This is a genomic window from Propionicimonas paludicola, assembly GCF_002563675.1.
GTDB classification, from domain to species: domain Bacteria; phylum Actinomycetota; class Actinomycetes; order Propionibacteriales; family Propionibacteriaceae; genus Propionicimonas; species Propionicimonas paludicola.
The window spans coordinates 1895102-1919840 of the sequence record NZ_PDJC01000001.1; the positions used below are offsets into that span (position 1 = coordinate 1895102).

Below are 24739 nucleotides of genomic sequence, written 5' to 3' on the forward strand. Positions count from 1 at the left end.
CTCCTGTGGGCATTGGCAGTGGGTCCAGCGCCGGTCGCAGCGTGGGCAGTAGCAGTTGGGGCAGGGTTGCGGGATCGGGCCGTCAGGGTCGGGCTCGTAGATCACGCCCGACCCGCGGCACTGTCGGCAGGTCACGGCCACAGCAGGTGTGGCACGGTGGCGATGAGGGTTGCAATGACGATCAGTCCGAGGATCAGGATTCCGGCGCGGATCGTCGACGTGGTTGGTTCGGCGTGTTCGTGGTGGCGGTACTTGCGTCCAGCACTCATGGCCTGGTCCTCTCTGGTCTCAGATGTGCAGCAGCCCCCGGTGAGCGCGGGTACCGGGGGCTGCTGGGTGGGGTGGGTCAGGATGTGGGGGCTAGGAGGCCTTTGCGAGCTTCGGCAACTCGGGGCGCTCGGCCAGCTGCTCGGCGAGTTCGAGTCGATATACGGCGTCGCACATCTCGTAGGCGCAGCAGGCGAGTGGGCCGCGATGCTCGCGGTCATGGAACTGCTTGACCAAGTCGGCAAGTGGCTGCGGATTGGCGAGTGACGCCTGAACCGCCAATCCCCGCGACTTGACCTCTTCCATCAGGTCGTCATCGTCGATCTCGTCGATCACGTCCGCAACGTCGATATCGACGCTCACGAAGCTAGAGCGGAAGCGCTTCATCACTGCTCCTTTCGAACCATGCGCGCCATGCCCACGGTGAGCAGGCCGCCGATGATGAACCAGGCCAGCAGCAGACCGCCGCCGTTGAAGAAAGTCGGGAGCATCACAGCCACCCGCCGATCGTGTCGTCAGGACCGGCTTCTAGGCATTGCTTGGCCCATTCGCGCATACGTCCCTGAAGGCATCTGTCGTAGTCGCCCCAGCCGTTCGGCGGATTCATCGCCCGCCAATGCGCCGGATCAGTGCTCATGCCGTCCAGCACCTTCAGGACGTGAGCGCCCGCATCTCGGGCCTTCATGCCGACCAGGTCACCCCAGCCACAGAAGCCAGCCGCCTTGAGCATCGGCGACAGGTTGTAGGTGATATTCAGCTCGGCGTAGCGATCAGATCCACGCCCGCAATGAGGGCAGGGATCGCACACAATCCACACGTCAGCGCTCATCACAGCCTCCCTGCCACGAGTTCGCCCACAGCCCGATCCACCGGGACCGAGCGAGAAACGCCGCTGACCACCCGCCGGATCGTGAGAACCGACTGAGGGCTCTCCGTCGCAGGCTCGGACGGGTGCTCCCACAGCCACAGCAGCCGATCCCGCAACGTCCGGCGAGACACCGGAGTGCCAGCGGCCATCAGTGCTGCATGCTGGGCCTCGACCCACGCCTCTCCCTCAGGGCCGAGATCGTCGATGGACGCACCTCTCCCCATGCTCGGCGGGGCTTGGTCGATTACCCGTGTGTCGTTGGTGTCGTCCTCGATCGGGCGAGGACTTCGGCGGCGGCTCATGGCGCTGGCTCGATCCGGTCGGTGGTGGCCAGGAAGAGCGGGTCGTGAAGGCTCGCGTCGATCAGGGCGAGCCCAGAGAATCCCTCGCCACTGTCGGCAGCAGTCATCGGGGCATATGCGAGATAGCCCTCAAACTCGACCCCATCGCCAGTCGACTCCTCGGTGGTAGTCACTCTCACTCGCATGCCGTGGTTCGGGGCCTTCATCGCCGGAGCCCCTTCGCTGTCCGGTCGACATAGAGCACGATCAGACGCTCAGCCAACTCCAACTCGCCGGACGCGATCACCCGGCCAATGCGCTCGATGGAGGTCACGACGCCACCTCGGCAGCGGTCTGGGTGGTGCAGTCGTGGAACTCGACAGTCTCAGATGCCTCGATCCACCAGGACTCGGGCTCAACCACAGCGAACATCGATGCGGCGTACTTCTGAACCAGATCCAGCGAACTGGTCTGCTCCAGCATCTCGCGGCGCTGATATCCGAACTGGTCGGTATAGGTCCAATGGAGCGTGTAGGTCTTCACTGCTAGGCTTCCTTTCGTCTGAGGGCTTCCCGTGGCTTGCTGGCTGGTGGGGAGCCCTCGATCTGTGTCTTGGGGGTCAGTCGAGGACGATCGGGATGATCTCGGCGTCGGGCTTCAGGAGGTGTAGTTCCTGGAGCGGGTCGATGTGCGTGTGGTCGATCTGCGGCATCCGCGGAACCTCGCGGGTCTCGCCGTGCTCGGCGACCACCTGATCGAGCCACGCGAAGACGGACTCCTTGCCGTCGAACTCAGGCGCTTCGGTGGGCAGGTCTGGGAACTGCTCGCGGAGGAAGCCTTCACACTCGCGCGACACTCGGGGCAGCTGATGGGTCATCAGGTCCTCGTTGACGAGCCATCCGAGGATGTTGTAAACGCCTCCAATGTGGTCAGGGCTGACGAGCTTGCCGGTCGTGATGCTGAGGATGTCACCGACGTGGAATGTCTTGGTCTCGCTCATTGCTTCCTTCTCTCTGGTGTCTTGGGTGGGGTGGGGCCGGTCCCCCCGAACATCGACCCCACCCCGGGATCAGCAACCCCCTAGCTGCTGATCGGTCAGGCGGTCTTGGATTCGGCCCATTCGATGAGGGCCTTGCGCGGAATGCGGATCGCACCGGATGGCTTGCCGTCGATCTGCCGCTGCGTCTTCTTCGTAGATGAGCCGATCCGCACGCTGGCGAGTTCTTTGCTGGCGATGGCTTCCCGGATGATCGTTTCGCTGATGCCGTCGAGCAGCAGGGACGCGGATCGGACGGTGAGGAATGCGGGCTCCTCCATCACGCCACCGCCTCTTGCCCACCGAGTGCCGCGTACAGCCGGTCCATGCCCTTGGGAGTGACCCGGACCTGTGGGGCCGGCGACTCGTACTCGCCCGTGCGCTCGTTCAGGTAGGGACGGTTGGCGCGCTCAGCGAGCAAGCCAGCGTCGATCTTCCCCTGGTAGGCGCGCGGCCGTCCGTCATGGCGGCGGAAGATCCAGCCGTGCAGTTCCAGCCAGTCGAACAGCTTCCGGGGACCGATGTTGATCGAGGGGTCGCGGGACAGCATCTTCGCGGCATCCCCGACCTCGAAGTCCCCCGTGGACGAGGCGATGTTGTGCCATGCCCGTGCCGCCGGTTCGAGTTCGACGATCCGCAGCTTCGCGAGTTCGTGAGCCTCAGCCTCAGCGGCCAGCGCACGCAGCGCCTCCGGGTAGGACTGCGGGAGCGCCTTCGCGATGCCGAAGCTGCCGGTCTTGCGAATCTCAGGCAGCACGGTGTGGGTAACCCAACGCTGGAACGCCTTGACCGCTTCGCGGGGCCCGTCGTCCATCCGGCCGACCTGACGCTGCACGATCACGCGCCACATTCCGCCCTCGGAGATCACGAGCAGGTCCTGATCCCCAGAGGGGGTACGCGTCCTGTGCGTACCCTTCTCGTCGTCATCGAGTGCCCGGGTCATATCGGACGCCATGCGGTATCCGAGAATCGCGGCCACGTCGGAAGCGACAAACCAGGGTTCGCCATCAATGAGAACAGTTCGGAGTTCGCGCTGACCCTCGTACCGGAACGGGATGATCTGGGCGGTCATGCCGCGGCCTCGATCAGTGAGGCCGCGCTGATGCCTAGGGCGCTCGCGCACTGGATCAGCTCAGGAACGGTGAAGTCGGTCTCGCCGCGCATCTTGCGGCTGAGTGCCGCCTTGCTGATCTGCGCCTGCGCAGCCAGCCAGGATTGGGATCGCTGTTGCCGAGCGAGTGCGGCTCTCATCTCAGCGGCGAGGGTGGGATTTGCCATACGCCAAGCATGTGCCTAAGTAGGCACACTGTCAAGCATCTAATGAGATTCCGTCCAGGATTTGAGGGACACCGGACCTATCTAGGTACAGTGGTCACCATGACTGGGAATCGGAAGGTGCTTGCCGCGACGGCAACCGCATACATATCAGCCGAGTTCGAGCGGGCGAAGCTGGCCAAGCGGGTAAGTGTCCGCGCCCTGGCTACTGAGGCCCATTTGGGCTCGTCCACGGTGCAACGAGCACTCAAGGGATCATCGGATCTGCCCGTCGAGGCCTACCTGATGATGTGCTCGGCGCTCGGCATTAACCCCGTCGACCTCATGAAGCGGGCCGAGGAGCACGCATCTGCGGCCCACGGTGACAAACTCGGCTGACACCTTGGCTGACATTCAGCCAGTTTCACGCTCAGACGCTACGGATTAAAAGTCCGCTGCTCTGCCTATTGAGCTATAGGCCCCACGCGCCACAGGCGCCTAGGTAGCGTACCGGCGCGCGGGCGAGCCATGCACACCGGCGATCAGACCTCTCGCTGACATTCCGCGTGCGTGAAACTCAAGACTGGTTGAATATGAGCACCGATTGACCGATCGGCTCTCACCCCGACGGCTCTAGGAGTCACACATGTCCGATCCCACCTACGTCCAGCCCCCTGCACCGCAACCGGTCCCCGCTCCCGCCGCCCCTGGCAACGGCGTCGGCGTGGCTGCACTCGTGGTCGGCATCATTGCCGTCCTCGTCTCCTTCATTCCGATCGTCGGCACCTTCGCCTTCTTCCTGGGCGGCGTCGCCGCTGTTCTCGGCATCATCGGTCTGCTCCTCAAGGGCCGCTCGCGCGGCACCTCGATCGCGGGCCTCATTCTCGGCGTCGTGGCGATCATCATCGCCATCGTGATGACAGTGATCACCGCCGCCGTCATCGGCGCCGCCGGACAGGCCGCCAAGGACCTCGACAAGTCCAGCGTGCTCAAGCTGGACGACGGCTGGAAGGTCGAGTCCGACTCGGGGCTCTCGACCGTGGTCGGCACCGTCTCGAACACCTCCGACAAGGCGGTCACCGCGATCGCCACGATCACCTTCGACGTCCTCGACGCCAGTAGCGCCAACATTGGCACCTGCGTCGACACCGCCAGCACCATCGACGCCGGCGGCAAATGGAAGTTCAAGGCGATCTGCACCGTCGAGGTGACCAAGGACAGCACCGTCCGATTCAAGGGCATCATCGGCTTCTGAGCCTCGCACTCTGCCCCGGATCATCGCACCACGGTGATCCGGGGCAGTTCTACGTCACGGCGCGTGCACACTGGAGGCGTGGCCCCCGCATACCTCGGAATCGTCGCCGTCCTGGTGATCGGCGTCGCCGTGGTCGCCTACGGCTGGCTGTCCGACCGGACCGCGAACCGACACCGGGCCGCCCAGGTCAGCGGCCCACCGGACCGCCCGATCCCCGGACGCCCGGACGACGCCGCCGAACCCACCTACGCCCTCGAACCCGACCTGCTCGCCGATCGCCGCTACCCGCACGCACTGGACGAGACCGCACGCGACCACCTCGCCACCCAACTCGATGACGCCCCAGCCCTGCCCCACGGCTGGGCCGATGAGGCCTTCGTCACCGATCCAGCGACCAGCTGGTCCGTCCTGGAGGCACCGATCATCCTGGTCACCGCCGAGCCGGTCACCACAGTCCGCGAACTGCTCCCCGCTCTTGACCGCGCGCGCAGCCAGGACCGGTCACTACTGATCGCGGCCCCGCGCTTCGCCGACGAGGTGCTGGCGACGCTGGCGGTCAATGCGGTCAGTCAGCAGCTGCGCCTGTGCGCGATCACCATCCCGCCGCCCGCGGCTGCCGAACTGGCCGAGCACACCGGCACCTACCCCGTCCCCCGGGCGGACCTGCAAGCCGGGTACCTGCCGCCGGCGAGCCTGGGCCACTGTGCGCGATTCGTGGCCGGACCCAAGCGCTGCTGGGTGTTGGGCGGCTAGCCACACCGCGCCGAGCCCACAGGGCTCAACCACAGCGAAACCACAGTCGCCAGGTCTCAACCGAGGCTGGAGGTGAGTTCGACCAGGTCAGGCGTAGCCCAGATCGTCGAGTTCGTGGTCGTCGATGCCGAAGAAGTGGGCCACTTCATGCCACACGGTGATCCGAATCTCCTCGATCAGTTCGTCTTCGTCGGCGACCATCCGTTGCAGCGGTCCACTGAAGATCAAGATGCGATCCGGGAGCGCCCCCGCATACGAAGACGTCCGCTCTGACAAGGGGATTCCGTCGTAGAAGCCGAGCACATCACCGTACTCGGGGCCCGGCTCGTCCTCGACGATCACCACACAGTTCTCGACCAGTTCCAGCAGCTCGGGCGGGATCTGGGCCAAGGCGGCATCGACCAACTCGTCGAATCGCTCGGGGCTGACCGTCAGGGGCATACCGCCAGCCTAACCAGGCCACCCAGCGCCCTCCCCCGCGCCGATTTGCTCGCCGCGCATAGCCGGGCTGCCCGCACTCTCAATAGAGTCCAACCGATCGAGGCAGGGACGGGTGTGGTGCACGCCACGGGGAAGACTCGTCCCCTGCCTCATCCCTGACGAGCCCGACCCCACTGGCCCCGGAGGGATGGTCCACCTGGGGCCGGGCGCGCCCTGCCAACGAAGTCGGCCATGCCGACGGAAGGAAGAGCCCCGATCGTGCGAGCAGCCACCCCCCTGCGCAAGCTGATCACCTGGCTTGTGGTGACCCTGGCCCTCGTGGGCAGCGGCGTCCTCAGCGCCGACCTGGCCGGCGCAGCCACCCAGACCTACTCCACGGTCGGCACCGTGCCCGTGCGGGCCGGCAAGGGCACGAGCACCGCACAGCTCGGCTCACTGCCCAAGGGCGCCCATGTGCTGGCCACCGGGAAGGCGTCCGGCGACTGGCAGCCGATCCGCTACGAGTCGACCACCGGCTACGTCCAGCGCCGCTACCTCAAGGCCGACGCCAAGCCCGCCACCCGGTTCACCACCGGCCCGAGCGGACGCAAGACCACCACGGCCCGGGTGTATCTGCGCACCGGGTCGAGCCTGTCCTCGTCCATCGTGCGCACCTACCCCAAGGGTGCAGTTGTCGAGGTCACCGGCATCTCCGGCGGCGACTACACCCAGGTGAAGGCGGACGGCACCGCCGGCTGGATGGCCACTCGGCTGCTCTCGAAGACCACCAACACTCGTCCGGCCACAGTGGCCGGCTACACCGCCACCACCACTCTCGCCCTGCGGGCCAGCGCCTCGGTGAGCGCCTCCAGCCTGGCCAGCATCGCCGTCGGCAAGCGAGTGGACGGCACTGGCACCCACTCCGGTGGATACACCCAGGTGGTGTTCGGCACTCGGGTGGGCTGGGTGATCACCGGCTATCTCAAGGCCGTGGCCGGGACGCCCAAGAAGTATGTGCTGCCGCTGCGCAGCGCGACCCTCTACACGAAGAACGCCGTCACCTTACGGATGGCCGCCGACGCCGAGTCGGACGCCGCCGCAAAGCTCGGCAAGGATGAGGTCCTTCGAGCGACCGGGGCGACCAAGAACTCCTACACCGCGGTGATCTGGAACGGCTCGGTGGTCTGGACGGCGTCGTCCTCACTGACCACCCGGAAGCCGGCCATCGTCGACCTGGGATCGGCCTCGCTGAACAAGCTGCAGGCCTACGGGAAGCTGGCGGTGCTCGCTATCCGCGACGAGTTCCCGCAGATCAGCACGATGTATGGCTGGCGGGCGTCGAGTTCCTACTCCGAGGACCACCCGTCCGGGCGCGCGGTGGACGTGATGATCCCCTCCTACAAGACCAACAAGGCCCTCGGCGACAAGGTGGCCCAGTACCTGATCGACAACGCCAAGAAGCTGCACGTGAACTATGTGATCTGGCGGCAGCGCAGCTACTCGATCGAGCGCGGAAGCTGGAAGAAGATGGACGACCGGGGCGGCGACACTGCCAACCACTACGACCACGTCCACGTCTCGTTCTTCCAGACTCCCTGACACCGCCCGGCAGTTTGGGCGCGCTCCGGGCAGGGCCGTATAGTTCACCCGGTCAGGTCCCCATCGTCTAGCGGCCTAGGACACTGCCCTTTCAAGGCAGCAGCGCGGGTTCGAATCCCGTTGGGGATGCCACGGCCCGGAAATGCCGAGCGACGCGCCACAGGGCGCGCCGCTCAGGGGTGGGTAGATCTTTTGTACTAGTGCGGGCAGCCCGGCCAGTACGGGATGACGTCACAGATGTTCGGTGCCGTCGACTCCATTGGGCTTGGCACTCCGCCAACCAAGACCACCGAAGCGACCAGCACAGAAGCCAAGGGCAATGCCAGGGCCACCTGTGTACGCAGTCGAATTGAGTTCCAAAACGTCGTCACCAACATGACTCAGAGGTTGCCAGCCCGGGGCGCCGCGGCGGTCGCTGGCAAACGATCTCTGACCAGTTGACTAGGGCCTACGCCAAGAGTCCGACCAAGTGACCATTTCGGACAGGATTCCGGCTCCGACTGGCTAATCGCCCGGCCACGCGATTGGATACGTACATGCGGAACCGCCCATTCGCGAGAGTCGCCAGTGGCGCTGTCGACATCGTCCTTGCTGTCGTCCTCGCCGCGCTCGGCGTGCTGCTCGGCGGCGTCTCGAACGAGCCGCTCGGCATCATCATCGACGTGATCGCCTGTATCGCCGTGGCTCTGGCCGTCCGCTGGCCCCGGGCCGCCGGGATCGCCCTGGCCTGCATCCTGGCGGTCTACGCGTTCGCCCCGCACCGGTGGGGCCAGATGGGTCAGTACGCGCCGCTGATCGCGATTCTGGGCGCCGGCATCCGGGGTGAGCGCCGCATTCGCTTCGGCATGGCATTGGGCTACTGGGTGATCTACCTGGGCATCCAGTTCAACCTGTACGGGCTGGGCTGGACAGCCGCCCTCGCCAGCCTGGTCTGGGCCGCTCTGATCGCCATGATGTGGGCAGTCGGCAACGCGTTCAGCAGCTACCGCAACGCCCAGAACGAGCTGCGCGCGGCCGCACTCACCCAGCAACGGCTCAGCTTGGCCCGCGAGCTCCACGACAGCCTCTCCCGGACGTTGGTCCGGCTCTCGCTTCAGGCCCGGGCGGCAGCGGCCACCAACGACCCCTCCACGCTCACTGAGATCGCCGACGGCATCGGCCACGCCTCCAGCGAACTGCGCTGGCTGCTCAGCGCTCTGCGCGAACCGGACGCCGTGGCACCGATCACCGCCACCGGTTCGCTGGCCACCAGGATCAACGAACTGATCGAGCAGCTCGACAACCGCGGTTTCCCGGTCACGGTGACGATCGACGGAGACCTGGAGCAGGTCCCGGCCAGGATCGGCGAAGTGGTGGCGACCGTCGCCAGCGAGGCCGCGGCCAACGTCGAGCGCCATGCCGCGAAGGGCCGTCCGTGCAGCCTGCTGGCCAGCCTGGACGCCGACTCACTCGACCTGGCCGTGATCAACGAAGTGGCTGCACACCCCGCGCCCAGCAACGGGACCTCGATGGGCCTGCTGGGTGCTGCCGAACGGCTCTCCGCGGTCGGAGGGACGATCGAGTCCCGCGGAGAGGGCTCCCGCTGGATCACCCGGATCACCGTCCCGCTGGCGGTGAGCTGATGACCACGGTGATCATCGTCGACGACGACCTGTTCGTCCGGACGATGCTGGCGCAGGTCCTGGACCGCGCGGCAGGCATCCAGGTACTCGCCACCTATGCCAACGGCGCCGAAGCCGCTGAGGCCGCCGCAGAGCTCGTCCCGGACGTGGCCCTGGTCGACATCAACATGCCTGAGGTGGGCGGTGCCCAGACCGTCGCTCTGCTGCAGGCCAGTTCGCCGACCACCCGAGTGCTGGCTCTCACCTCACTGGCCGACCCGAGCGCGGCAGCGGCCATGCTGCACGCCGGAGCTCTCGGCTTCCTGCCCAAGGATCTGCCGCTCCCCGCGCTCCTGCACTCGATCCAGGCCGCCAGCCATGGCGTGGCCGTGCTGGCCGGTGGCGGCTCGGCGCTGATCGACAAGCGGGTCGGTGCGAAGGCTCCCGAGCTGACCGAGATCGAGCACAAGGTGCTGCAGCTGCTGGCGGCCGGACACACCAACGAGCAGATCGCCGATCAGCTCTATCTGGCCGTGTCATCGGTCAAGCATCAGATCTCGACGTTGCTCGTCAAGCTCGAGGCGAGCAACCGGGTGACCCTTGCCGTGCGTGCCCACGAGCTCGGCTTGGCCGGACCCGGGCGCTCGGAATGATCATGGCCGAACCCCGATTTCCGCGCCGGGGAGGGGTTACGTTATAGTTTCCGGGCTGGCGCACGATGGCCAGTGAGGCCTTATCAAGGCCCCGTAGCGCAGTTGGTTAGCGCGCCGCCCTGTCACGGCGGAGGTCGCGGGTTCGAGTCCCGTCGGGGTCGCTGGAAGCACGATCGCTTCTTCCGGCCAGGTAGCTCAGATGGTAGTAGCGTTCGCCTGAAAAGTGAAAGGTCACCGGTTCGATCCCGGTCCTGGCCACCGCTTCATTTCTCCTAGTAAAACCCGAGTTTGGCAGGTTACCTGTCACCCGTCTGCCCGCCCCGGCATCTGTCTGGCTGAGCCAGTCCCCTTTCGATGAGGCTCGGAGGCGTTGGCTAAGTTGGTCGAAGCCACCCCCAGGGATCCGTCTGCTAAGCCCCCTGAAAAGCCAACCCTTCGGCAGCGTCTCTTCGACATGCTCAGGGATCTGACGACGAAGCTCAGGCACCGCCAACAGACAGCCCACGGGCGCAACCCCACCCCGGAAAGCTGAATGGGGCCGGACCCGAAGGTCCGACCCCATTGAGTTACTCGGTACAGCTCACTTCACGTAGCCGACCAGCTCCCACTTCGGGACCCGGGCCATGCCCAGGGCGCCGATGTTGGCGAGCTTCGCACGCACGCCGACCAGCATCGGACGCTGGTACAGCGGCAGGGTGTGACCGGCCTCCCAGATCGCCTGCGCGACCTGGTTGCCCAGCTCGGTCCGCTTCGCCGGATCCATCTCGGTGTCGATCTGCGGCTTGAGCTCCTGAACCTTGTCGATCTTCAGCTGAGCGAAGTTCGAGTCGTTCGGGACGAACTTGCCGTCCTTCTCGGTGCCACCGTAGATCTGGCCGATGTTGAGCAGCGGGTACGGGGTACCGATCCAGGAGAAGGCGATGATGTCGAAGTCGTGCTTGGTGAGCACGCCCGGCCAGTCCTTCTGGACGTCGACCGTCTTCAGCTTCAGGTTGACCCCGATCGCCTTCAGCGACTTCTGAGCCTGCAGGCCCTCGTTCTCCGAAGCCTTCACGCCGCCGAGGACTGCGAAGGTGACGTCGAGCTCCTTGCCGTCCTTCTCGCGGAAGCCAGTGGACGAGTTGAGCGCCCAACCAGCTGCGTCCAGCTTGGCCTTGGCCTGGTCCGGGTTGTAGTCAAGGCCGGTGGCCTTGGCCTCGTCGACGTAGCCAACCTGGTTGGAGACGTACAGGTTGTTGTTCAGCGGCACCTTGTCACCGGGGAGGCCGGCCAGGTCGGACTGGGCGATGATCGTCCGGTCGATGCCCTGGAACAGCGCCTGGCGGACGTTCACGTCGGCCAGCACCGGGGACTTGGCGTTGAAGGTGAAGTGACGGTAGTTCGGGCCGGCCGCGATCCGCACTACGGAGTCCTGCGCACCCTTGGCCTGGGCGTAGCCGTCAGCGTCGGCGCCGATGTCGTAGTAGTCGACCTCGTGGTTCGCGAAGGCGGCAGCCAGGGCCTCGGCCTTGATCTGCTTCCAGGTCAGCTTGGTCAGCAGCGGCTTCTTGCCCCACCACTTGTCGTTCGGGACCATCACAACGGTGCCGCTGGTCTTGTCCCAGTTCTCCACCTTGAACGGACCGGTGAAGTAGGAGTCGACGTAATCCTTCCAGCCATCGTTGAAGGCCTTCGGAGTGGCCGCACCCTCGGCGCGGATCGGGCCGCCGGAGACGATGGAGGTCCAGTCCGGGTAGGTGGACTTGAAGGTGATGATGACTTCCTGCTGGTCCTTGCCGGCCTCGACCTTGGTGACCTCGCTCCAGCCATCGGTGGAGGCGACGCGGAAGTCCTTGTTCGAGCCGTTCAGGGCCTTCCAGGTGGCGATCCAGTCGTCGGCGCCGATCACCTTGCCGTCGTTCCAGACAGCCTTCGGGTTCAGCTCAAGAGTGACGACCAGGTTCGGCTTGACCTCGGTCTTGGCCTCCAGGAGGTAGTCATTGTTGATGACCGCCTCGCCGTCGCCCTTGAAGTCGTAGTAGGTGGGGCTGATCGGCGACTCGAGCGTCAGGAGCTCCTGGTCGTTGCCGTCCACCGAGTTCACGTTCCACGTTGCGATGGGGTAGCTGATGGAGCCGACGAACTCGCCACCTGCCGACAGCTGATCGTAGGCGGTCTCGTTGATGTCCCAGGCGGCCTTGGCCGGAGCCGAGGCGGAACCGGACGCCGAGCCACCCGCGCTGGGCTTTGCGGTGGTTGACGGTCCACCGCAGGCGGCCAGGGTCAGCGCCAGAGCGGCGGCAACCGCAGGCACCAGAATTCTCGAAGCCTTCACATTTCCTCCGTTGTTGCGTACAGGGTGGGCACCAGGGGCTCGGGCCCACTCCAGCATGGACTCACGTTACCGGGTCGCTCCCAGGGATCGGAATCGGCCGTGGTTACGACCTGCTAACAAATCCCTTGTCGCAACTCGGCAACTACTGGGCGATCCGATCGCTGAAATGGCACGCGGCCTTGTGATCGGATGCGCGGTCGGTCAGCTGCGGGGCCTCGCCTCGACATCTGGCCTGTTCCGGCTCACCCAGTGCCTCGTAGAGGAAGCAGCGGGTCCGGAACTTGCAGCCCGACGGCGGATCGGACGGGCTGGGCAGGTCGCCGGACAGCATGATCCGGTGCCGGGACCGCTCAGTCTGCGGGTCCGGGATCGGAATCGCCGAGAGCAAGGCCTGGGTGTACGGGTGCCGCGGGTTCTCGTAGACCGAGTCCACGTCGCCGATCTCGACGATCGAGCCCAGGTACATCACGGCTACCCGATCGGCGATATGCCGAATCACGGCCAGGTCGTGGGCGACGAACAGATAGGACAGCCCCAGTTGGCGCTGCAGGTCGTCCAGCAGGTTGATCACGCCGGCCTGGATCGAGACGTCCAGGGCCGAGACCGGCTCGTCCAGAACCATCACCTTGGGCTCGAGCGAGAGAGCGCGGGCGATCCCGATCCGCTGCCGCTGGCCGCCGGAGAAGTGCTGCGGGTACCGATCGGCATGGGCCGGCTCCAGGCCGACCAGCTTCAGCAGGTCACGAACCCGCTTCTCGATCTCGGCCTTCGAGTAGCCGTGGACGCCCATGGGCTCGGCGATGATGTCGAAGATCGGCATCCGCGGGTCGAGCGAGGCCATCGGGTCCTGGAAGACCACCTGGAGGTTGCGGCGCAGTGCCTTGCGCTCCCGCCGGTTCAGCTTGGCGGTGTTCTGGCCGAGAACCTCGATCGCACCGCCGGTCGGCGTGGACAGGTTGAGGATCTCCATCAGCGTGGTGGTCTTGCCACAGCCGGACTCCCCCACCAGGCCGAGGGTCTCGCCCTCGCGCAGGTCGAGGTCGATCCCGTCCACCGCATGCACCGTGCCCACCTGGCGGCGGTAGATCGCACCCTTCATCAAGGGGTAGTGCCGCTGCAGGCCCTTCAGTTGGAGGACAACCGGACGCTGCTCGCGGGGCACCTCGGCAAGCCCGGACGGGCTCAGTTCGGGCGCCGGGAAGAGCTCGGCGTGGCTGACGCCGGCCAGCTCGTCCAGCCGGTAGCACGCAGCTTGATGGTCGACCGAGGTGGTGGTCACCAGTTCAGGCTCCCCGGAACGGCACCGGTCGATCGCGGCCGGGCAGCGCGGCGCGAACGGGCAGCCGGGCGGGAGGTCGACCACCGACGGCGGGTTGCCCTCCAACACCGGCAAGGCGCCTTCCGACGACTGATCGAGGCGCGGGACGGTGCCCAGCAGCCCGACCGTGTACGGCATCCGCGGGGTGTAGAAGATGTCGTCGACGGCGCCGGTCTCCACCGGACGCCCGGCGTACATCACCACGACCCGCTCCGACATGCCCGCCACGATCCCCAGATCGTGGGTGATCATGATGATGGCCGCCCCGGTCTCCTTCTGGGCGGTCTTGAGCACCTCGAGCACCTGGGCCTGGATCGTCACGTCCAAGGCGGTGGTCGGCTCGTCGGCGATGATCACGTCCGGGTCGTTGGCGATAGCCATGGCGATCATCACCCGCTGGCGTATGCCGCCGGAGAACTCGAACGGGAACGACTTCACCCGGGTCTGCGGGTTCGGGATGCCGACCAGGTCGAGCAGCTCGATGGCGCGCTGCCAGGCCTTGGCCTTGGAGATGTCGTAGTGCGCCTGGATCGCCTCGACGATCTGATCGCCCACGGTGTACACCGGGGTCAGCGCCGACAGCGGATCCTGGAAGACCATGGCCAGGTCACGTCCACGGATCTTGGAGAGCTCCTCGTCAGTACGACCGAGCAGTTCCTCGCCGTGCAGCTTGATCGAGCCGGTGATCTTGGTCGTGGGCGGGTGCAGGCCCATCACGGCCAGCGACGTGACCGACTTGCCGGAGCCGGACTCGCCGACAATGGCCAGGGTCTCACCGGCGGCCAGGTCGAAGCTGAGGCCGCGGACGGCCCGGACCTGCCCGGCTTCGCTGGGGAAGGTGACGTGGAGGTCGGAGACGCTCAGGACGGTGTCCCCGGCCCGCGTCCGACGGTTCTTCAACGGCTGGAGCTCGCTCATGCCTGGCCTCCCGAGGCGGAACTGGGGTCGAGGGCGTCGCGCAGACCGTCACCGATCGCGTTCACGCACATGACCAGGAAGACCAAGACGGAGGCCGGACCGAGGAAGATCCACGGGAAGGTGGTGGCCATGTTGGCACCTTCACCGATCAGCGTGCCCAGCGACGTATCGGGCGCCTGGACACCGAAGCCGAAGTAGGACAGGCCGGTCTCGGACAGGATCGCACCGCCGACACCGAGGGTGGCGTCGATGATCAGCAGCGAGGACGCGTTCGGCAGGATGTGCCGGACGATGATCCGAAACGGCGAGATGCCCATGAACTTGGCCGCAAGGACGTACTCGCGCTCCCGGATCGACAAGGTGAGCGAGCGCACCACTCGCGCCGACAGCGGCCAGGCGAAGATGGCCAGCAACACCACCAGGATCAGCCAGGACGATTCGCCTTCGGGGGCGCCCTTGGTGGCGACGGCGATCAGGAAGAAGCTCGGCACCACCAGCAGCAGGTCAATGATCCACAGCATGGCCTTCTCGTACCAGCCACCGAGGTAGGCGGCGGACGCACCGACCATGGCCGCCAGCGAGGTGGAGATCATCGCCACCAGGAAGCCGATCAGCAGCGACTTGCCCAGCCCGCGGATGGTCAGCGCCAGGACGTCCCGGCCGGCCTGGGTGGTCCCCAGCAGATGCGCGGAGTCCGGCGGCATCAGGAAGGCATTGGTGTCGATGTCGTCGAACTTCCAGTACAGGAAGTACTGGCCGAACAGCGTCAGGCCGAACAGGAAGACGATGCCGATGGCACCGACAACGGCGGTCTTGTTGCGCAGGAAACGACGCCAGATCAGGCGTCCGCGGGTGAGCCGCTTGGCCGGCTTCGCGGCGATGGCGCTCGTGGCGGTACTCACTGGAGCCTCACTCTCGGATCCAGGATGGCGACCATGATGTCGGACAGCACGGCTCCCACCAGCACACAGACACCGGAGAAGGCGGTCACCGCCACGATGCCGTTCACGTCACGGTGCGTGATCGCGTCCACGCCGTACTGACCAAGCCCGGGGAAGTTGAAGATGCGTTCGGTGAAGGTCGCTCCCACGAACATGGTGGCCACCGCGAAGGCCACGTAGGTTCCGGTCGGGATCAGGGCGGTGCGCAGCGCGTGCTTCATCACAGCCTTGCGTTGCGGCAGGCCCTTGGCCCGGGCGGTGCGGACGTAGTCGGCACCCAGCGAGTCGAGCATCAGGTTTCGCTGGATCCGGCTCATCGATGCGACCTCGAGGAGGATCAGCACCAGCGTGGGGAGTAATAGGTGCTGGGCTCGGTCGACCAAGTCGGCGAATGGATAGTTGCCGACCTCGCCGGTCTCACCGATGAACTCGAAGAAGCGGGTGCCGGTGGCGTTGTTGAACATGATGGCCAGGATCTGGGTGATATGGCCGACCACGAATGCGGGAGTGGAGATGACCAGCAGCGACAGTGCGGTGATCACCCGGTCACTCACCTTGTACTGGCGAGTTGCAGTCCAGGCACCGACCGCGACGCCCATGACGATGCCGGCCAGCGTGCCGATCAGCAGCAGCCGCAGGCTGACCCACATCCGGGTGCTGACCTGCTCTGCCACATTCAGGCCGACCGGAGAGTAGCCCCAGTCCCCATGCAGGATCCCGGTGAACCACGTCCAATAGCGCTCCAAGAGCGGGACGTTCTCACTGAGGTTGTACTGGCGCAGCTGAGCCTCGACGATCGCAGGATCGACCGGAGGCTGCCGAACAGCCCACAGCGCGCGGGGATTGAGCTGGGTTGCGGCCAGCATGTAGGTAAGCGACACCGCTACGTACAAGAGCACGACGTAGTTCAGCAGTCGCTTTCCGATGTAGCGAAGCATGGGTGCAACGTAGTCGAGCCTTCGGCGGACTCCAAGCCGAGTAGCAAACGTGCTTGTCAGGAGAGTTCGCTCGAGCGAGCATCCAGCCCATCAGCCACTGGTGAATTCACCGCGAGCCGGGGCTGCGTAGGTCGCGAGGCGCGGTCGGTCCCGACAGCTCGCTGCCGCGGACGCCGTCCGCCTCCACCCGGGACAGCGTGTAACTTGCTCGAAACATATGTGCAATGGTCCGGTTACGGCACCTCCGTAGCGTGGAGCCGTTCAATCCCTTTACGTGTGGAGGAAAGATGTTCCAAGGCGCCGACGACCTGTTGGCCTACATCAAGGACGAGGCTGTCGAGACCGTCGACGTCCGGTTCTGCGACCTTCCCGGTGTGATGCAGCACTTCACCGTGCCCGCCGATTTCTTCGACGCTGACGTGTTCGAGAACGGCCTCTCCTTCGACGGCTCCTCGATCCGTGGCTTCCAGAAGATCCACGAGTCCGACATGACCCTCATGCCCGACCCGACCACGGCCTTCATCGACCCGTTCCGCAAGTCGAAGACGCTGGCGCTGAACTTCTTCGTTCACGACCCGTTGACCAAGGAGGCCTACAGCCGCGACCCGCGCAACATCGCGCGCAAGGCTGAGAACTACCTGGCCTCCACCGGCATCGGCGACACCGCGTTCATGGGCCCCGAGGCTGAGTTCTACGTGTTCGACTCGGCCCGCTTCGAGACCAAGCAGAACGCCTCCTTCTACTACATCGACTCCGAGGCCGGCGCGTGGAATACCGGCGCTGAGTCCGATGGCGACGGTCGCGGCAACCGCGGCTACAAGGTCAAGTACAAGGGCGGATACTTCCCGGTTCCCCCGGTAGACCACTTCTCCGACCTGCGCGACGACATGGTGCGCAACCTGATCGGTGTCGGTCTGACCATCGAGCGCGCGCACCACGAGGTGGGCACCGCCGGTCAGAGCGAGATCGCCACCAAGTTCGACACCATGCTGACCGCGGCCGACAACCTGATGAAGTACAAGTACATCGTCAAGAACACCGCGTGGGCCGCCGGCAAGACCGCGACCTTCATGCCGAAGCCGATCTTCGGTGACAACGGCTCGGGCATGCACGTCCACCAGTCGATCTGGAAGGGCGGCCAGCCGCTGTTCTTCGACGAGGCCGGCTACGCCAACCTGTCCGACCTGGCCCGCTGGTACATCGGTGGTCTGCTGAAGCACGCTCCGGCCGTCCTGGCGTTCACCAACCCGACCGTGAACTCTTACCACCGCCTGGTGCCGGGCTTCGAGGCTCCGGTCAACCTGGTCTACTCCAGCCGCAACCGTTCGGCCTCCATCCGGATCCCGATCACCGGCTCGAACCCGAAGGCCAAGCGCATCGAGTTCCGTTGCCCCGACCCGTCGTCCAACCCGTACCTGGCCTTCCCGGCCATGCTGCTGGCTGGCCTCGACGGCATCCAGAACAAGATCGAGCCGGTTGCTCCGGTCGACAAGGACCTCTACGAGCTGCCCCCGGAGGAGCACGCTCTGGTTCCCACCGTCCCAGGCTCCCTGGGCGACGTGCTGGACGCGCTGGAAGCCGACCACGACTTCCTGCTGGCCGGCGACGTGTTCACCTCCGATCTGATCGCCACCTGGATCGAGATGAAGCGGGCCGACATCGACGCCATTCGGCTTCGTCCGCACCCGCACGAGTTCGAGATGTACTACGACCTGTGATCGGTCACTGAGTTCGTACCTGCGTGGGGCCCCCGGCTACGGCCGGGGGCCCCACGTGCATTCCGGCCCGTCGATTTCGACTTAGCCGTCTGCGGTGATAGCTAATTGAAGTGATTGAACCGAATAGCGCAGCGTCGCTCTCCGCACTGTTGTCCGCGGCCGCCCGAGCCGCCCACGAGCTGGTCGACCGGCCCCCACATCTCCTGCAAGATCCGGACGCGCGCGCTCTGTGCGCCCTGTTTGAGCCGTCCCCGCTGAGCTACCAGCTGGCCCAGCCGGAGCAGCCGGTGTTGGCCACGGCTCGGATCTCCACGGCCGCCCGGGCCGGCTTCGCTCGCGCAGCCCTGGAGCGCAGCGGGCTGACTCAACTCGTCCTGCTCGGCGCCGGGCTGGACTCATCGGTCTCCCGCGGGTTCGAGATCGACACCTGGGTGGTGGATCGCCCCGAGGTTCTGGCCTGGCGCGCCGAGCTGTTCGGCCAAGCCGGCATCACCGACGCCGCGCATCCAGTGCCGGCCGACCTGGCCGCCGACGACCTGCTACCCGCTCTGGCTGCGGCGGGTCTCGACGTCACCCGGCCGGTCTTCGTGGCCGCGCTCGGGCTGGTCATGTACCTCACCGACGGCGATCTACAGGCACTGCTGGGACGCCTGGCGCCGCTGCCCGGCGGGTCGCGGCTGGTCGTCGACAGCATCGTCCCCGCCGCGCTCCGCGATCAGGCCGGACGCGCCTACGCCGATGCGATCACCGGCAGCATCGGCGGGCGGGAGCCATGGCACTGCACGCCCCACCCGGACCAGCTGGCCGGCTGGCTGCAGGACGCCGGATGGCGTCCCGAGCAGCTGCCGATCGAGGCCGACTGGGTGCCGGAGCCGTTCTGGGCGGCCAACCCACAGCTGGGCCGCAACCGGCTGTCGGTGCTCGTCGAGGCCGTCCGCTGCTGATCGGGACGATCAGGCGGTGAGCTTCACCTTGGCGTCGTGTTGCGGGAGCTCGATGAAGGTGCGTCCGGGCGCCACCTTCAGCGGGCTCCCGTCGTCCGTGGTGAACTCGAACAGCTCATCGACCGCACCCTTGGTCCACGTGCCGGTCACACAGCGGCCCTGGTGGGCGTAGAAGAAGGTGCCGGTGGCATTGATGATGTGGACGACCGGATCGGGCGCTCCGGTGCCCTCGAAGATCTTGTCCATCCCCCAACGCGCCCGGATCACGATCACGTTGTCGGTGCGGACCCGCTGACCATCGGCCAGAACATGGCGCCCCCAGGGCTCGTTGCGCAGGTACTGCCGAGAGGTCGCGTCGTAGTGGTAGCTGGTGTTCCAGGTGTCGCCCGGGCCCCAGGGCACCGAGATGCTCCGGGCCGGCGTGCCGGCAGTCTGCGTCGAGGGCAGTTCCTCGCCGACCGCGAACGGAAGATAGGGCCTGGCCGGCGGCGCGGTGTTCTGGGTGGCCAGCTGTCGCAGCTTGTCGGGGTGGCAACAGACCGAGTGCACCCGGGCTCGATGCGGGAAGGTCGTGTAGGCGCCGGTGCCGTGGACACCCGCCTTGAACGAGTAGAGGTTCTCCAGGTGCTTGCTGAATGAGGCCACGTAGCGCATCACCCAGTTGGCTGCCGCTGTGTTGCCGAAAACCGGCTTCATCGGGCTGAGCAGCGGCACGTCCACCGGACGGATCGAGCGGACCGGGCCGACCGACTCGGCGAAGCGGGAGTGGAAGACCGCGCACAGCCGGATGTAGCTGATCCCGTTGGGCTCGGCGAAGACGATGTCCGCCTCGTTCAGGCCGTACTGCGGGTGGGCCGACTGCACGTCGGAGACCTTCACGGCGACCGCGGCATGCGCCAGCGACGCGGCATCGGCGACCGGTCGGCCGGTGAGCGGTGCGAGCGGTCGCGGATCCACGGTGGGGGTCGGAGTTGGCGTGGGCGTCGGAGCCGCCGAGACCGGTGCGGTCACACTGGCCCGTGGGTTCGTCTGCTCCGGACTGGTCACCGCGCAGCCGGTGGCGATCGCCCCCGCAGCACCGGCCAAAGTGACCAGCGCCGTCCGCCGACTCAACGCCTGCATCTCCTGCCTCCGTCCCGGCTCCGCGACACTGCGAAACACCACCTCACAAGGCTATCGACCAGACATCCCGTGGTCAGCGAGGCGCCGCTGAAGCAGGGCGAGTTTCGCCGACTTCGGTGGCGTCCCGCCCACGCGCAAGCCGCGCCGATGACCCGCGGAACCATGGACGCCCCGCGAAGCCTGAACGTGGCCGCTGCCGGGCGGAGCGGCAGCCCGGCAATAGGGTGAGCCGCGGAGGTGCACACATGGAACAGTTGGTGGCCGTGCTCGGGCGAGGCGTCGTGGCGGCCGATACTCCGCTGCTGATCGCCGACGATCTGGGCTTCACCAGGGGTGACGGCTGCTTCGACGCGGCCCGGCTGGTGGTCGGCGCCGAGGGCAAGCGGGTCGATCACCTGGAACGCCATCTGGCCAGGTTCGCCCGTTCATCGGCACTCCTGGAGCTGCCCGCACCCGACCTGGACGCCTGGCGGGCGCTGATCGCCGAGGCGCTGGCGGCCTGGGAAGTCCCGGGCGAGGCCGTGCTCAAGCTGTTGCGCACCCGTGGGCCGGAGCGCTCCGGCGCCGGACTCACCGAGCTCCTCACCATCACAGCGGCCTCGGACGCCTCCGCTGCCCGCCGAGGCGTCCGAGCCATCACGCTGAACCGCGGCTACGCCAGCGACGCCTTCGTGGACGCACCGTGGCTGCTCGGCGGAGTGAAGACCTTGTCGTATGCGGTGAACGTGGCCGCAAAGCGGGAGGCCTCCCGGCGCGGGGTGGACGAGGTGATCTTCGTCTCCTCCGACGGCTTCCTGCTCGAGGGCCCGACCACGGGCCTGCTGGTGGCTGCCGACGACCAGCTGTGGGCCACCCCGACCGAGGGCACCGGAATACTCCCGTCGGTGACCATCGACGCGATCCTGGATGAGGCTGCAGCCGGCGGAGTGGGCGTGAGCCGGGCGCTGTTCCGCGCGGAGGACCTGCCGACCAGCCAAGGGCTGTGGGTGGTCTCCGCAGTCCGCGGCGTCCTGCCGGTGCTCGAACTCGACGGCGTCGCGCTCCCCCACGATCCGGCCGTCACCGCCCGACTGGCCGCCGCAGCCGGCTTCTAGGCTCGGCCGGCCACCGTCACTCGGACCAGGTTGCCCCACGGGTCGGGCACTTCGAGGCTGGGTCCGTTGGCGTCTGCGTCCCGGCGTACGGCCAGGCCGCGCCGGTCGAGTCGCTGAGCGACCTGCTCTACCTCCTCAGCCGCCGGCACTGCCAGATCGACCCGGCCCAGGCCGAGCGCCGGGGCGCGCAGTCCGACCCCCGAGCTCTGCCAGGTGTTCATCGCCAGGTGGTGGTGATAGCCGCCGGCCGAGACGAACAGCGCCCCGAACATCTCCGCAGTGACCTCGAAGCCGAGGGTGTCGACGTAGAAGTCCTTGGCCTGAGCGGTGTTGCCGACCTTCAGATGGACGTGTCCGACGACAGTGCGCGCCGGCAGCGATCCCCGACGATCCGGAGCGGTCTCCAGGAACACCTTGTCCTGGGCGCGCAGATGCTCGGCCAGGAAGACCGACGGGTCCAGCCAGATGGTGTCCATCTGGACTCGTCCGTCCTGCCAGGACCACTCCTCGCGCGGGCGGTCCACATAGAGCTCCACCCCGTTGCCTTCGGGATCGTCGAGGTAGAAGGCCTGCGAGACCAGGTGGTCGGCGCTGCCGGTGAACAGCTCGGGGGTCTGCTGGGAGACCGACGCCAAGACCGTGGCCAGGCTGGACTGATCGGGCTGCAGCAGCGCGGTGTGGAACAACCCCGCGCTGCGCCGCTCTCCCCTCGGCAGATCCGGACGGTGCCGCAGCTCGACCAGCGTCTCCGCGCCGCGGCCGAGCCACACCTGGCCGCCGCGCTCGTCGAGGCGATCGAGCAGCAGCACCCGGGAGTAGAAGTCGCTCATCGCGTCCAGGTCGGCGACGTCGATCGCGACGCGGCTGGGTCGAGTGTCCGCAGACAGTGTGGTGGTCATCGGTCTCCCTTTGTTGATCATTCAACATTCTGCCAGCTCAAGGCATTCCCCACGGACGCCCCCGCGAGGCGTGGCGGACGGGCGGCTAGCCTGAGACCCGAACCCAGGAGGCTGGAATGGAAGTGCTGCTGTTGGGCACCGGCGCCGCTGACGGCATCCCCAACGTGTTCTGCCGTTGCGAGACCTGCACGGACTACCGCCTGCGCGGCGAACTGCGCACCCCTACCTCGGTACTGGTGGACGGGCGACTGCTGATCGATCCCGGACCCGAGGCGCCCCGTCAGGTGACCCGCTACGGCCGAGACCTCACCGGTCTGAAGGCGATCCTGGCCGGCCACGCCCACGACGACCACCTGGACCCGTCCCTGCTGATGCACCGGTCGTGGGTGAGCTCGGCACCGCTGGAGGTCGCCGGCCCGGAGCCGGTGATCAACATCACCAGCAAGTGGCTGGATCCCGCCCAACGGGCCGTACGGATGCGGCCACTAACCGCCGGCGACCAGGTAGAGCTGGCCGGCTACCAGGTGCGGGCCCTGGCGGCCAACCACCACGCGTTCGGCGAGGCGCTGTGCTACTGGATCAGCGACGGCTCATCGGCGCTGCTCTACCTGACCGACACCGGACGGCTCTCGGCCGCCACCCTCGACTCGCTGATCGGCTGCCGAGCCGACCTGGTGCTGCTCGAAGAGACCTTCGGCTACGTGACCGACCGCAGCGAGCAGCATCACCACCTGCACAGCTTCGCCGAGACGATCTCCGAGCTACGCTCTCGCGGCATCGTCGACGCCAGCAGCCGGGTTGTCGCGATCCATCTGGGTCACGACAACCCGCCGCTGGGCCAACTGCGTGATCAGCTGGCGTTGTCCGGAGCCGAGGCTCTGCCGGACGGCACCCTGATCGTCCTGTGAGCCGGCAGCCGAAGCCGCAGGCCGGCTAGGCCTGGTAGGTCGGCACTCCGTCCAGCCAGGTGCCCAGGACGGCGGCCTCCCGAGCGCGCAGCGGCGCCCCCACGGTGATGTCCCGGTCCAGCCAGACCAGGTCGGCGGCCAGCCCGACCTCCAGGCGTCCCCGGAAGCCCTCGGTGAAGCCCTGATAGGCGCCTCCGGCCGTCGCGGCCAGCAGGCCCTGCTCCAGCGGCAACCGCTCCTCGGGCACCCAGCCGCCCTCGGGCAGCCCCTCGTGGGTCTGCCGGGTGGCAGCCACAGTGATGGCTTCGACCGGTGAGTTCGTCGACACCGGCCAATCGCTGGCGATCGACATCCGCACGCCGAGTTTGGCCATGGTGCCGACCTGGTACTGCCGATCGGTCCGCTCCGGGCCCAGCCGAGGCGCGGTGAGCAGCTCCATCAGCGGATCCCGCTGAGCCCAGTAGGTCTGCATGGCGGCAGTGACGTTGAGGTCGACGAACCGTTCGAGGTCGGCAGCCTCGGCGATCTGGACGTGGGTGATCACCGGACGCCGATCCCACGCCGGATTGGTGTCGACTGCTTGCTGGATGGCGTCCAGGGAGTGCCGGACGGCCGCGTCACCGATCGCGTGGATGTGGATCTGGAAGCCCAGCGCGTCAATCGCGGCGACCGCCGCGGCCAGCTCGTCCGGCTGCCACACGGGCATCCCATGGTGGTGGGAGTCGTCGTAGGGCTCGAGCATCTCGGCGGTTCCGGACTCGATCACCCCGTCGGCGAAGAACTTCACCGCGACCCCCGTCAACAACTCGGGGGCACCGGCCGCCTCCACCTCTGCCCGCTGCGCGAGGATCACCGGCAGCTGGTCACGCCAGCGATCGGGCACCAGCAGCCAACCGAGGTCGGAGCGGACCGAGAGCTCGCCACGCTTGAGCAGTGCCAGGTAGGGCAGGTGTCCGCCCTCCTCCACCCACGCGTCCTGCATCCAGGTCAGTCCGACCGCCGCTTGCGCCTGGCAGGCGAGCTTCAGCGCCTCGGCCTTCGCCTCGAGGGACGGTTCTGGCGCGTACTGCTCGACCAGGCTGTAGGCCGGTGGTTCGCGCAGGGTGCCGACCGGGGTGCCGTCCTCGAACCGGTCGATCATCCCGGTGTCCGGGTCGGGGGTGTCGGCGTCCACTCCAGCCAGGCGCAGCGCCGCCGAGTTGCACCACACGGTGTGGTGATCGGTGGCGTGCAGCAGCACGGGACGATCGGGGACGATCTCGTCCAGCCAGGAGGCATGGAAGGAACCGCCGGGCACCAGGGCCGGGTCATAGGTTCCCCCGACGATCCACTCCAGTTCCGGATGATCGGCGGCATAGCGTGCGACTTCGGTCAGGATGGCCTCGACCGAGCCCAGACCGGCGATCGCCGGCCCGAACATCTCCAGGCCGGCCTGAGTGGGGTGGCAGTGGCCGTCGCTGAAGGCAGGCAGCAGTAGGCCGCCGGCCAAGTCGATCACGGTCGTGGCCCCGGCGGCTTCCGCCTCCGCGCCAAGGGCCGTGATCCGGCCGGCGGACACCGCGAGTGCGGTATCGCGCCGGTCCGGACCCAGCCAGACCTGACCACCGATGAACAGCAGGTCATTCGTCATTCGTGGCA

At 66.9% G+C, this 24739-nt stretch carries 27 protein-coding genes and 4 tRNA genes; 13 read left to right on the plus strand and 18 right to left on the minus strand.

Annotation, left to right across the window (positions count from 1 at the left end; translation table 11 throughout):
• Window positions 1–131: 131 nt before the first annotated feature.
• The 9 genes from ATK74_RS15395 to ATK74_RS08850 all read right to left on the minus strand — a co-directional run bounded on the left by ATK74_RS15395 (window position 132) and on the right by ATK74_RS08850 (window position 3730).
• Window positions 132–269 carry a hypothetical protein gene (locus ATK74_RS15395; protein WP_169923795.1) on the minus strand — a complete coding sequence of 46 codons (138 nt, stop codon included), beginning with the start codon at window positions 267–269 and terminating at the stop codon, window positions 132–134.
• A 91-nt stretch (window positions 270–360) separates the two neighbouring features.
• The gene (locus ATK74_RS08810) at window positions 361–654 is read right to left on the minus strand and encodes a hypothetical protein (RefSeq protein WP_098460680.1); all 294 of its coding nucleotides are present in this window, start codon (window positions 652–654) and stop codon (window positions 361–363) included.
• Window positions 655–757: 103 nt separating this feature from the next.
• Complete coding sequence (locus ATK74_RS08815; protein ID WP_098460681.1) at window positions 758–1096, minus strand: hypothetical protein; 339 nt, start codon at window positions 1094–1096, stop codon at window positions 758–760.
• A gap of 337 nt (window positions 1097–1433) precedes the next feature.
• On the minus strand, window positions 1434–1643 hold the full coding sequence (locus tag ATK74_RS08825; protein ID WP_098460683.1) for a hypothetical protein: 210 nt from the start codon (window positions 1641–1643) through the stop codon (window positions 1434–1436).
• A gap of 103 nt (window positions 1644–1746) precedes the next feature.
• Complete coding sequence (locus tag ATK74_RS08830; RefSeq protein WP_098460684.1) at window positions 1747–1959, minus strand: hypothetical protein; 213 nt, start codon at window positions 1957–1959, stop codon at window positions 1747–1749.
• Between the two features lie 76 nt (window positions 1960–2035).
• Window positions 2036–2416, minus strand: coding sequence for a DUF7736 domain-containing protein (locus ATK74_RS08835; protein ID WP_098460685.1), 381 nt, complete (start codon window positions 2414–2416; stop codon window positions 2036–2038).
• Window positions 2417–2511: 95 nt separating this feature from the next.
• Window positions 2512–2736, minus strand: coding sequence for a MerR family transcriptional regulator (locus ATK74_RS08840; RefSeq protein ID WP_143483612.1), 225 nt, complete (start codon window positions 2734–2736; stop codon window positions 2512–2514).
• On the minus strand, window positions 2733–3524 hold the full coding sequence (locus ATK74_RS08845; protein ID WP_098460687.1) for a phage antirepressor KilAC domain-containing protein: 792 nt from the start codon (window positions 3522–3524) through the stop codon (window positions 2733–2735). Before ATK74_RS08845 ends, ATK74_RS08840 begins: the two co-directional genes overlap by 4 nt.
• A complete protein-coding gene (locus tag ATK74_RS08850; RefSeq protein WP_098460688.1) occupies window positions 3521–3730 on the minus strand; it encodes a helix-turn-helix domain-containing protein in 210 nt (69 codons plus the stop codon). Before ATK74_RS08850 ends, ATK74_RS08845 begins: the two co-directional genes overlap by 4 nt.
• Window positions 3731–3829: 99 nt before the next feature.
• Between ATK74_RS08850 and ATK74_RS08855 the strand changes: the two genes are divergently transcribed.
• Window positions 3830–4105: a hypothetical protein gene (locus ATK74_RS08855; RefSeq protein ID WP_143483613.1), complete on the plus strand. Its 276-nt coding sequence runs from the start codon at window positions 3830–3832 to the stop codon at window positions 4103–4105.
• Between the two features lie 5 nt (window positions 4106–4110).
• Here ATK74_RS08855 and ATK74_RS15400 read toward each other — a convergent pair.
• A tRNA-Lys gene (locus ATK74_RS15400) sits at window positions 4111–4183 on the minus strand.
• A gap of 169 nt (window positions 4184–4352) precedes the next feature.
• On the opposite strand from ATK74_RS15400, the gene ATK74_RS08860 reads away from it, so the two are divergent.
• Entirely contained in the window at window positions 4353–4961 is a 609-nt protein-coding gene (locus tag ATK74_RS08860) for an FxLYD domain-containing protein (protein WP_098460690.1), read from the plus strand.
• A gap of 78 nt (window positions 4962–5039) precedes the next feature.
• Window positions 5040–5714: a hypothetical protein gene (locus tag ATK74_RS08865; RefSeq protein ID WP_098460691.1), complete on the plus strand. Its 675-nt coding sequence runs from the start codon at window positions 5040–5042 to the stop codon at window positions 5712–5714.
• An 87-nt stretch (window positions 5715–5801) separates the two neighbouring features.
• Here ATK74_RS08865 and ATK74_RS08870 read toward each other — a convergent pair whose 3' ends face one another.
• Entirely contained in the window at window positions 5802–6155 is a 354-nt protein-coding gene (locus tag ATK74_RS08870) for a metallopeptidase family protein (RefSeq protein WP_098460692.1), read from the minus strand.
• Window positions 6156–6413: 258 nt separating this feature from the next.
• Between ATK74_RS08870 and ATK74_RS08875 the strand changes: the two genes are divergently transcribed.
• From ATK74_RS08875 to ATK74_RS08900, 6 genes are all read left to right on the plus strand, one after another.
• Complete coding sequence (locus tag ATK74_RS08875) at window positions 6414–7733, plus strand: SH3 domain-containing protein (RefSeq protein ID WP_169923796.1); 1320 nt, start codon at window positions 6414–6416, stop codon at window positions 7731–7733.
• Between the two features lie 56 nt (window positions 7734–7789).
• Window positions 7790–7865: transfer RNA gene (locus ATK74_RS08880), tRNA-Glu, on the plus strand.
• Window positions 7866–8269: 404 nt separating this feature from the next.
• Window positions 8270–9355 (plus strand): sensor histidine kinase, encoded by a 1086-nt coding sequence (locus ATK74_RS08885; RefSeq protein WP_098460694.1) that lies wholly within the window; start codon window positions 8270–8272, stop codon window positions 9353–9355.
• Entirely contained in the window at window positions 9355–9987 is a 633-nt protein-coding gene (locus tag ATK74_RS08890) for a response regulator transcription factor (RefSeq protein ID WP_098460695.1), read from the plus strand. The genes ATK74_RS08885 and ATK74_RS08890 overlap by 1 nt, the downstream gene beginning before the upstream one ends.
• 87 nt (window positions 9988–10074) lie before the next feature.
• Window positions 10075–10148: transfer RNA gene (locus ATK74_RS08895), tRNA-Asp, on the plus strand.
• 23 nt (window positions 10149–10171) lie between these two features.
• Window positions 10172–10245 (plus strand) — tRNA-Phe (locus ATK74_RS08900).
• A gap of 322 nt (window positions 10246–10567) precedes the next feature.
• On the opposite strand, the gene ATK74_RS08905 is transcribed toward ATK74_RS08900, so the two are convergent.
• The 4 genes from ATK74_RS08905 to ATK74_RS08920 all read right to left on the minus strand — a co-directional run bounded on the left by ATK74_RS08905 (window position 10568) and on the right by ATK74_RS08920 (window position 16416).
• Window positions 10568–12280, minus strand: coding sequence for an ABC transporter family substrate-binding protein (locus ATK74_RS08905; RefSeq protein WP_169923797.1), 1713 nt, complete (start codon window positions 12278–12280; stop codon window positions 10568–10570).
• 163 nt (window positions 12281–12443) lie between these two features.
• On the minus strand, window positions 12444–14537 hold the full coding sequence (locus ATK74_RS08910; RefSeq protein WP_098460697.1) for an ABC transporter ATP-binding protein: 2094 nt from the start codon (window positions 14535–14537) through the stop codon (window positions 12444–12446).
• The gene (locus tag ATK74_RS08915; protein ID WP_098460698.1) at window positions 14534–15439 is read right to left on the minus strand and encodes an ABC transporter permease; all 906 of its coding nucleotides are present in this window, start codon (window positions 15437–15439) and stop codon (window positions 14534–14536) included. The genes ATK74_RS08910 and ATK74_RS08915 overlap by 4 nt, the downstream gene beginning before the upstream one ends.
• Complete coding sequence (locus ATK74_RS08920) at window positions 15436–16416, minus strand: ABC transporter permease (RefSeq protein WP_098460699.1); 981 nt, start codon at window positions 16414–16416, stop codon at window positions 15436–15438. Before ATK74_RS08920 ends, ATK74_RS08915 begins: the two co-directional genes overlap by 4 nt.
• A gap of 287 nt (window positions 16417–16703) precedes the next feature.
• On the opposite strand from ATK74_RS08920, the gene glnA reads away from it, so the two are divergent.
• On the plus strand, window positions 16704–18134 hold the full coding sequence (gene glnA, locus ATK74_RS08925; RefSeq protein ID WP_098460700.1) for a type I glutamate--ammonia ligase: 1431 nt from the start codon (window positions 16704–16706) through the stop codon (window positions 18132–18134).
• Window positions 18135–18244: 110 nt separating this feature from the next.
• Complete coding sequence (locus tag ATK74_RS08930; protein ID WP_169923798.1) at window positions 18245–19078, plus strand: class I SAM-dependent methyltransferase; 834 nt, start codon at window positions 18245–18247, stop codon at window positions 19076–19078.
• Between the two features lie 9 nt (window positions 19079–19087).
• Here the strand turns inward: ATK74_RS08930 and ATK74_RS08935 are convergent, their stop codons facing one another.
• Window positions 19088–20200 carry a DUF3048 domain-containing protein gene (locus ATK74_RS08935; protein ID WP_098460702.1) on the minus strand — a complete coding sequence of 371 codons (1113 nt, stop codon included), beginning with the start codon at window positions 20198–20200 and terminating at the stop codon, window positions 19088–19090.
• 245 nt (window positions 20201–20445) lie between these two features.
• On the opposite strand from ATK74_RS08935, the gene ATK74_RS08940 reads away from it, so the two are divergent.
• Complete coding sequence (locus tag ATK74_RS08940; RefSeq protein ID WP_098460703.1) at window positions 20446–21294, plus strand: aminodeoxychorismate lyase; 849 nt, start codon at window positions 20446–20448, stop codon at window positions 21292–21294.
• Here the strand turns inward: ATK74_RS08940 and ATK74_RS08945 are convergent.
• Entirely contained in the window at window positions 21291–22193 is a 903-nt protein-coding gene (locus ATK74_RS08945) for a VOC family protein (RefSeq protein WP_098460704.1), read from the minus strand. The genes ATK74_RS08940 and ATK74_RS08945 overlap by 4 nt on opposite strands.
• Before the next feature lie 116 nt (window positions 22194–22309).
• On the opposite strand from ATK74_RS08945, the gene ATK74_RS08950 reads away from it, so the two are divergent.
• Window positions 22310–23101, plus strand: coding sequence for an MBL fold metallo-hydrolase (locus tag ATK74_RS08950; protein ID WP_098460705.1), 792 nt, complete (start codon window positions 22310–22312; stop codon window positions 23099–23101).
• A gap of 25 nt (window positions 23102–23126) precedes the next feature.
• Here ATK74_RS08950 and ATK74_RS08955 read toward each other — a convergent pair whose 3' ends face one another.
• The gene (locus ATK74_RS08955; protein WP_098460706.1) at window positions 23127–24731 is read right to left on the minus strand and encodes an amidohydrolase; all 1605 of its coding nucleotides are present in this window, start codon (window positions 24729–24731) and stop codon (window positions 23127–23129) included.
• Window positions 24732–24739: the final 8 nt, after the last annotated feature.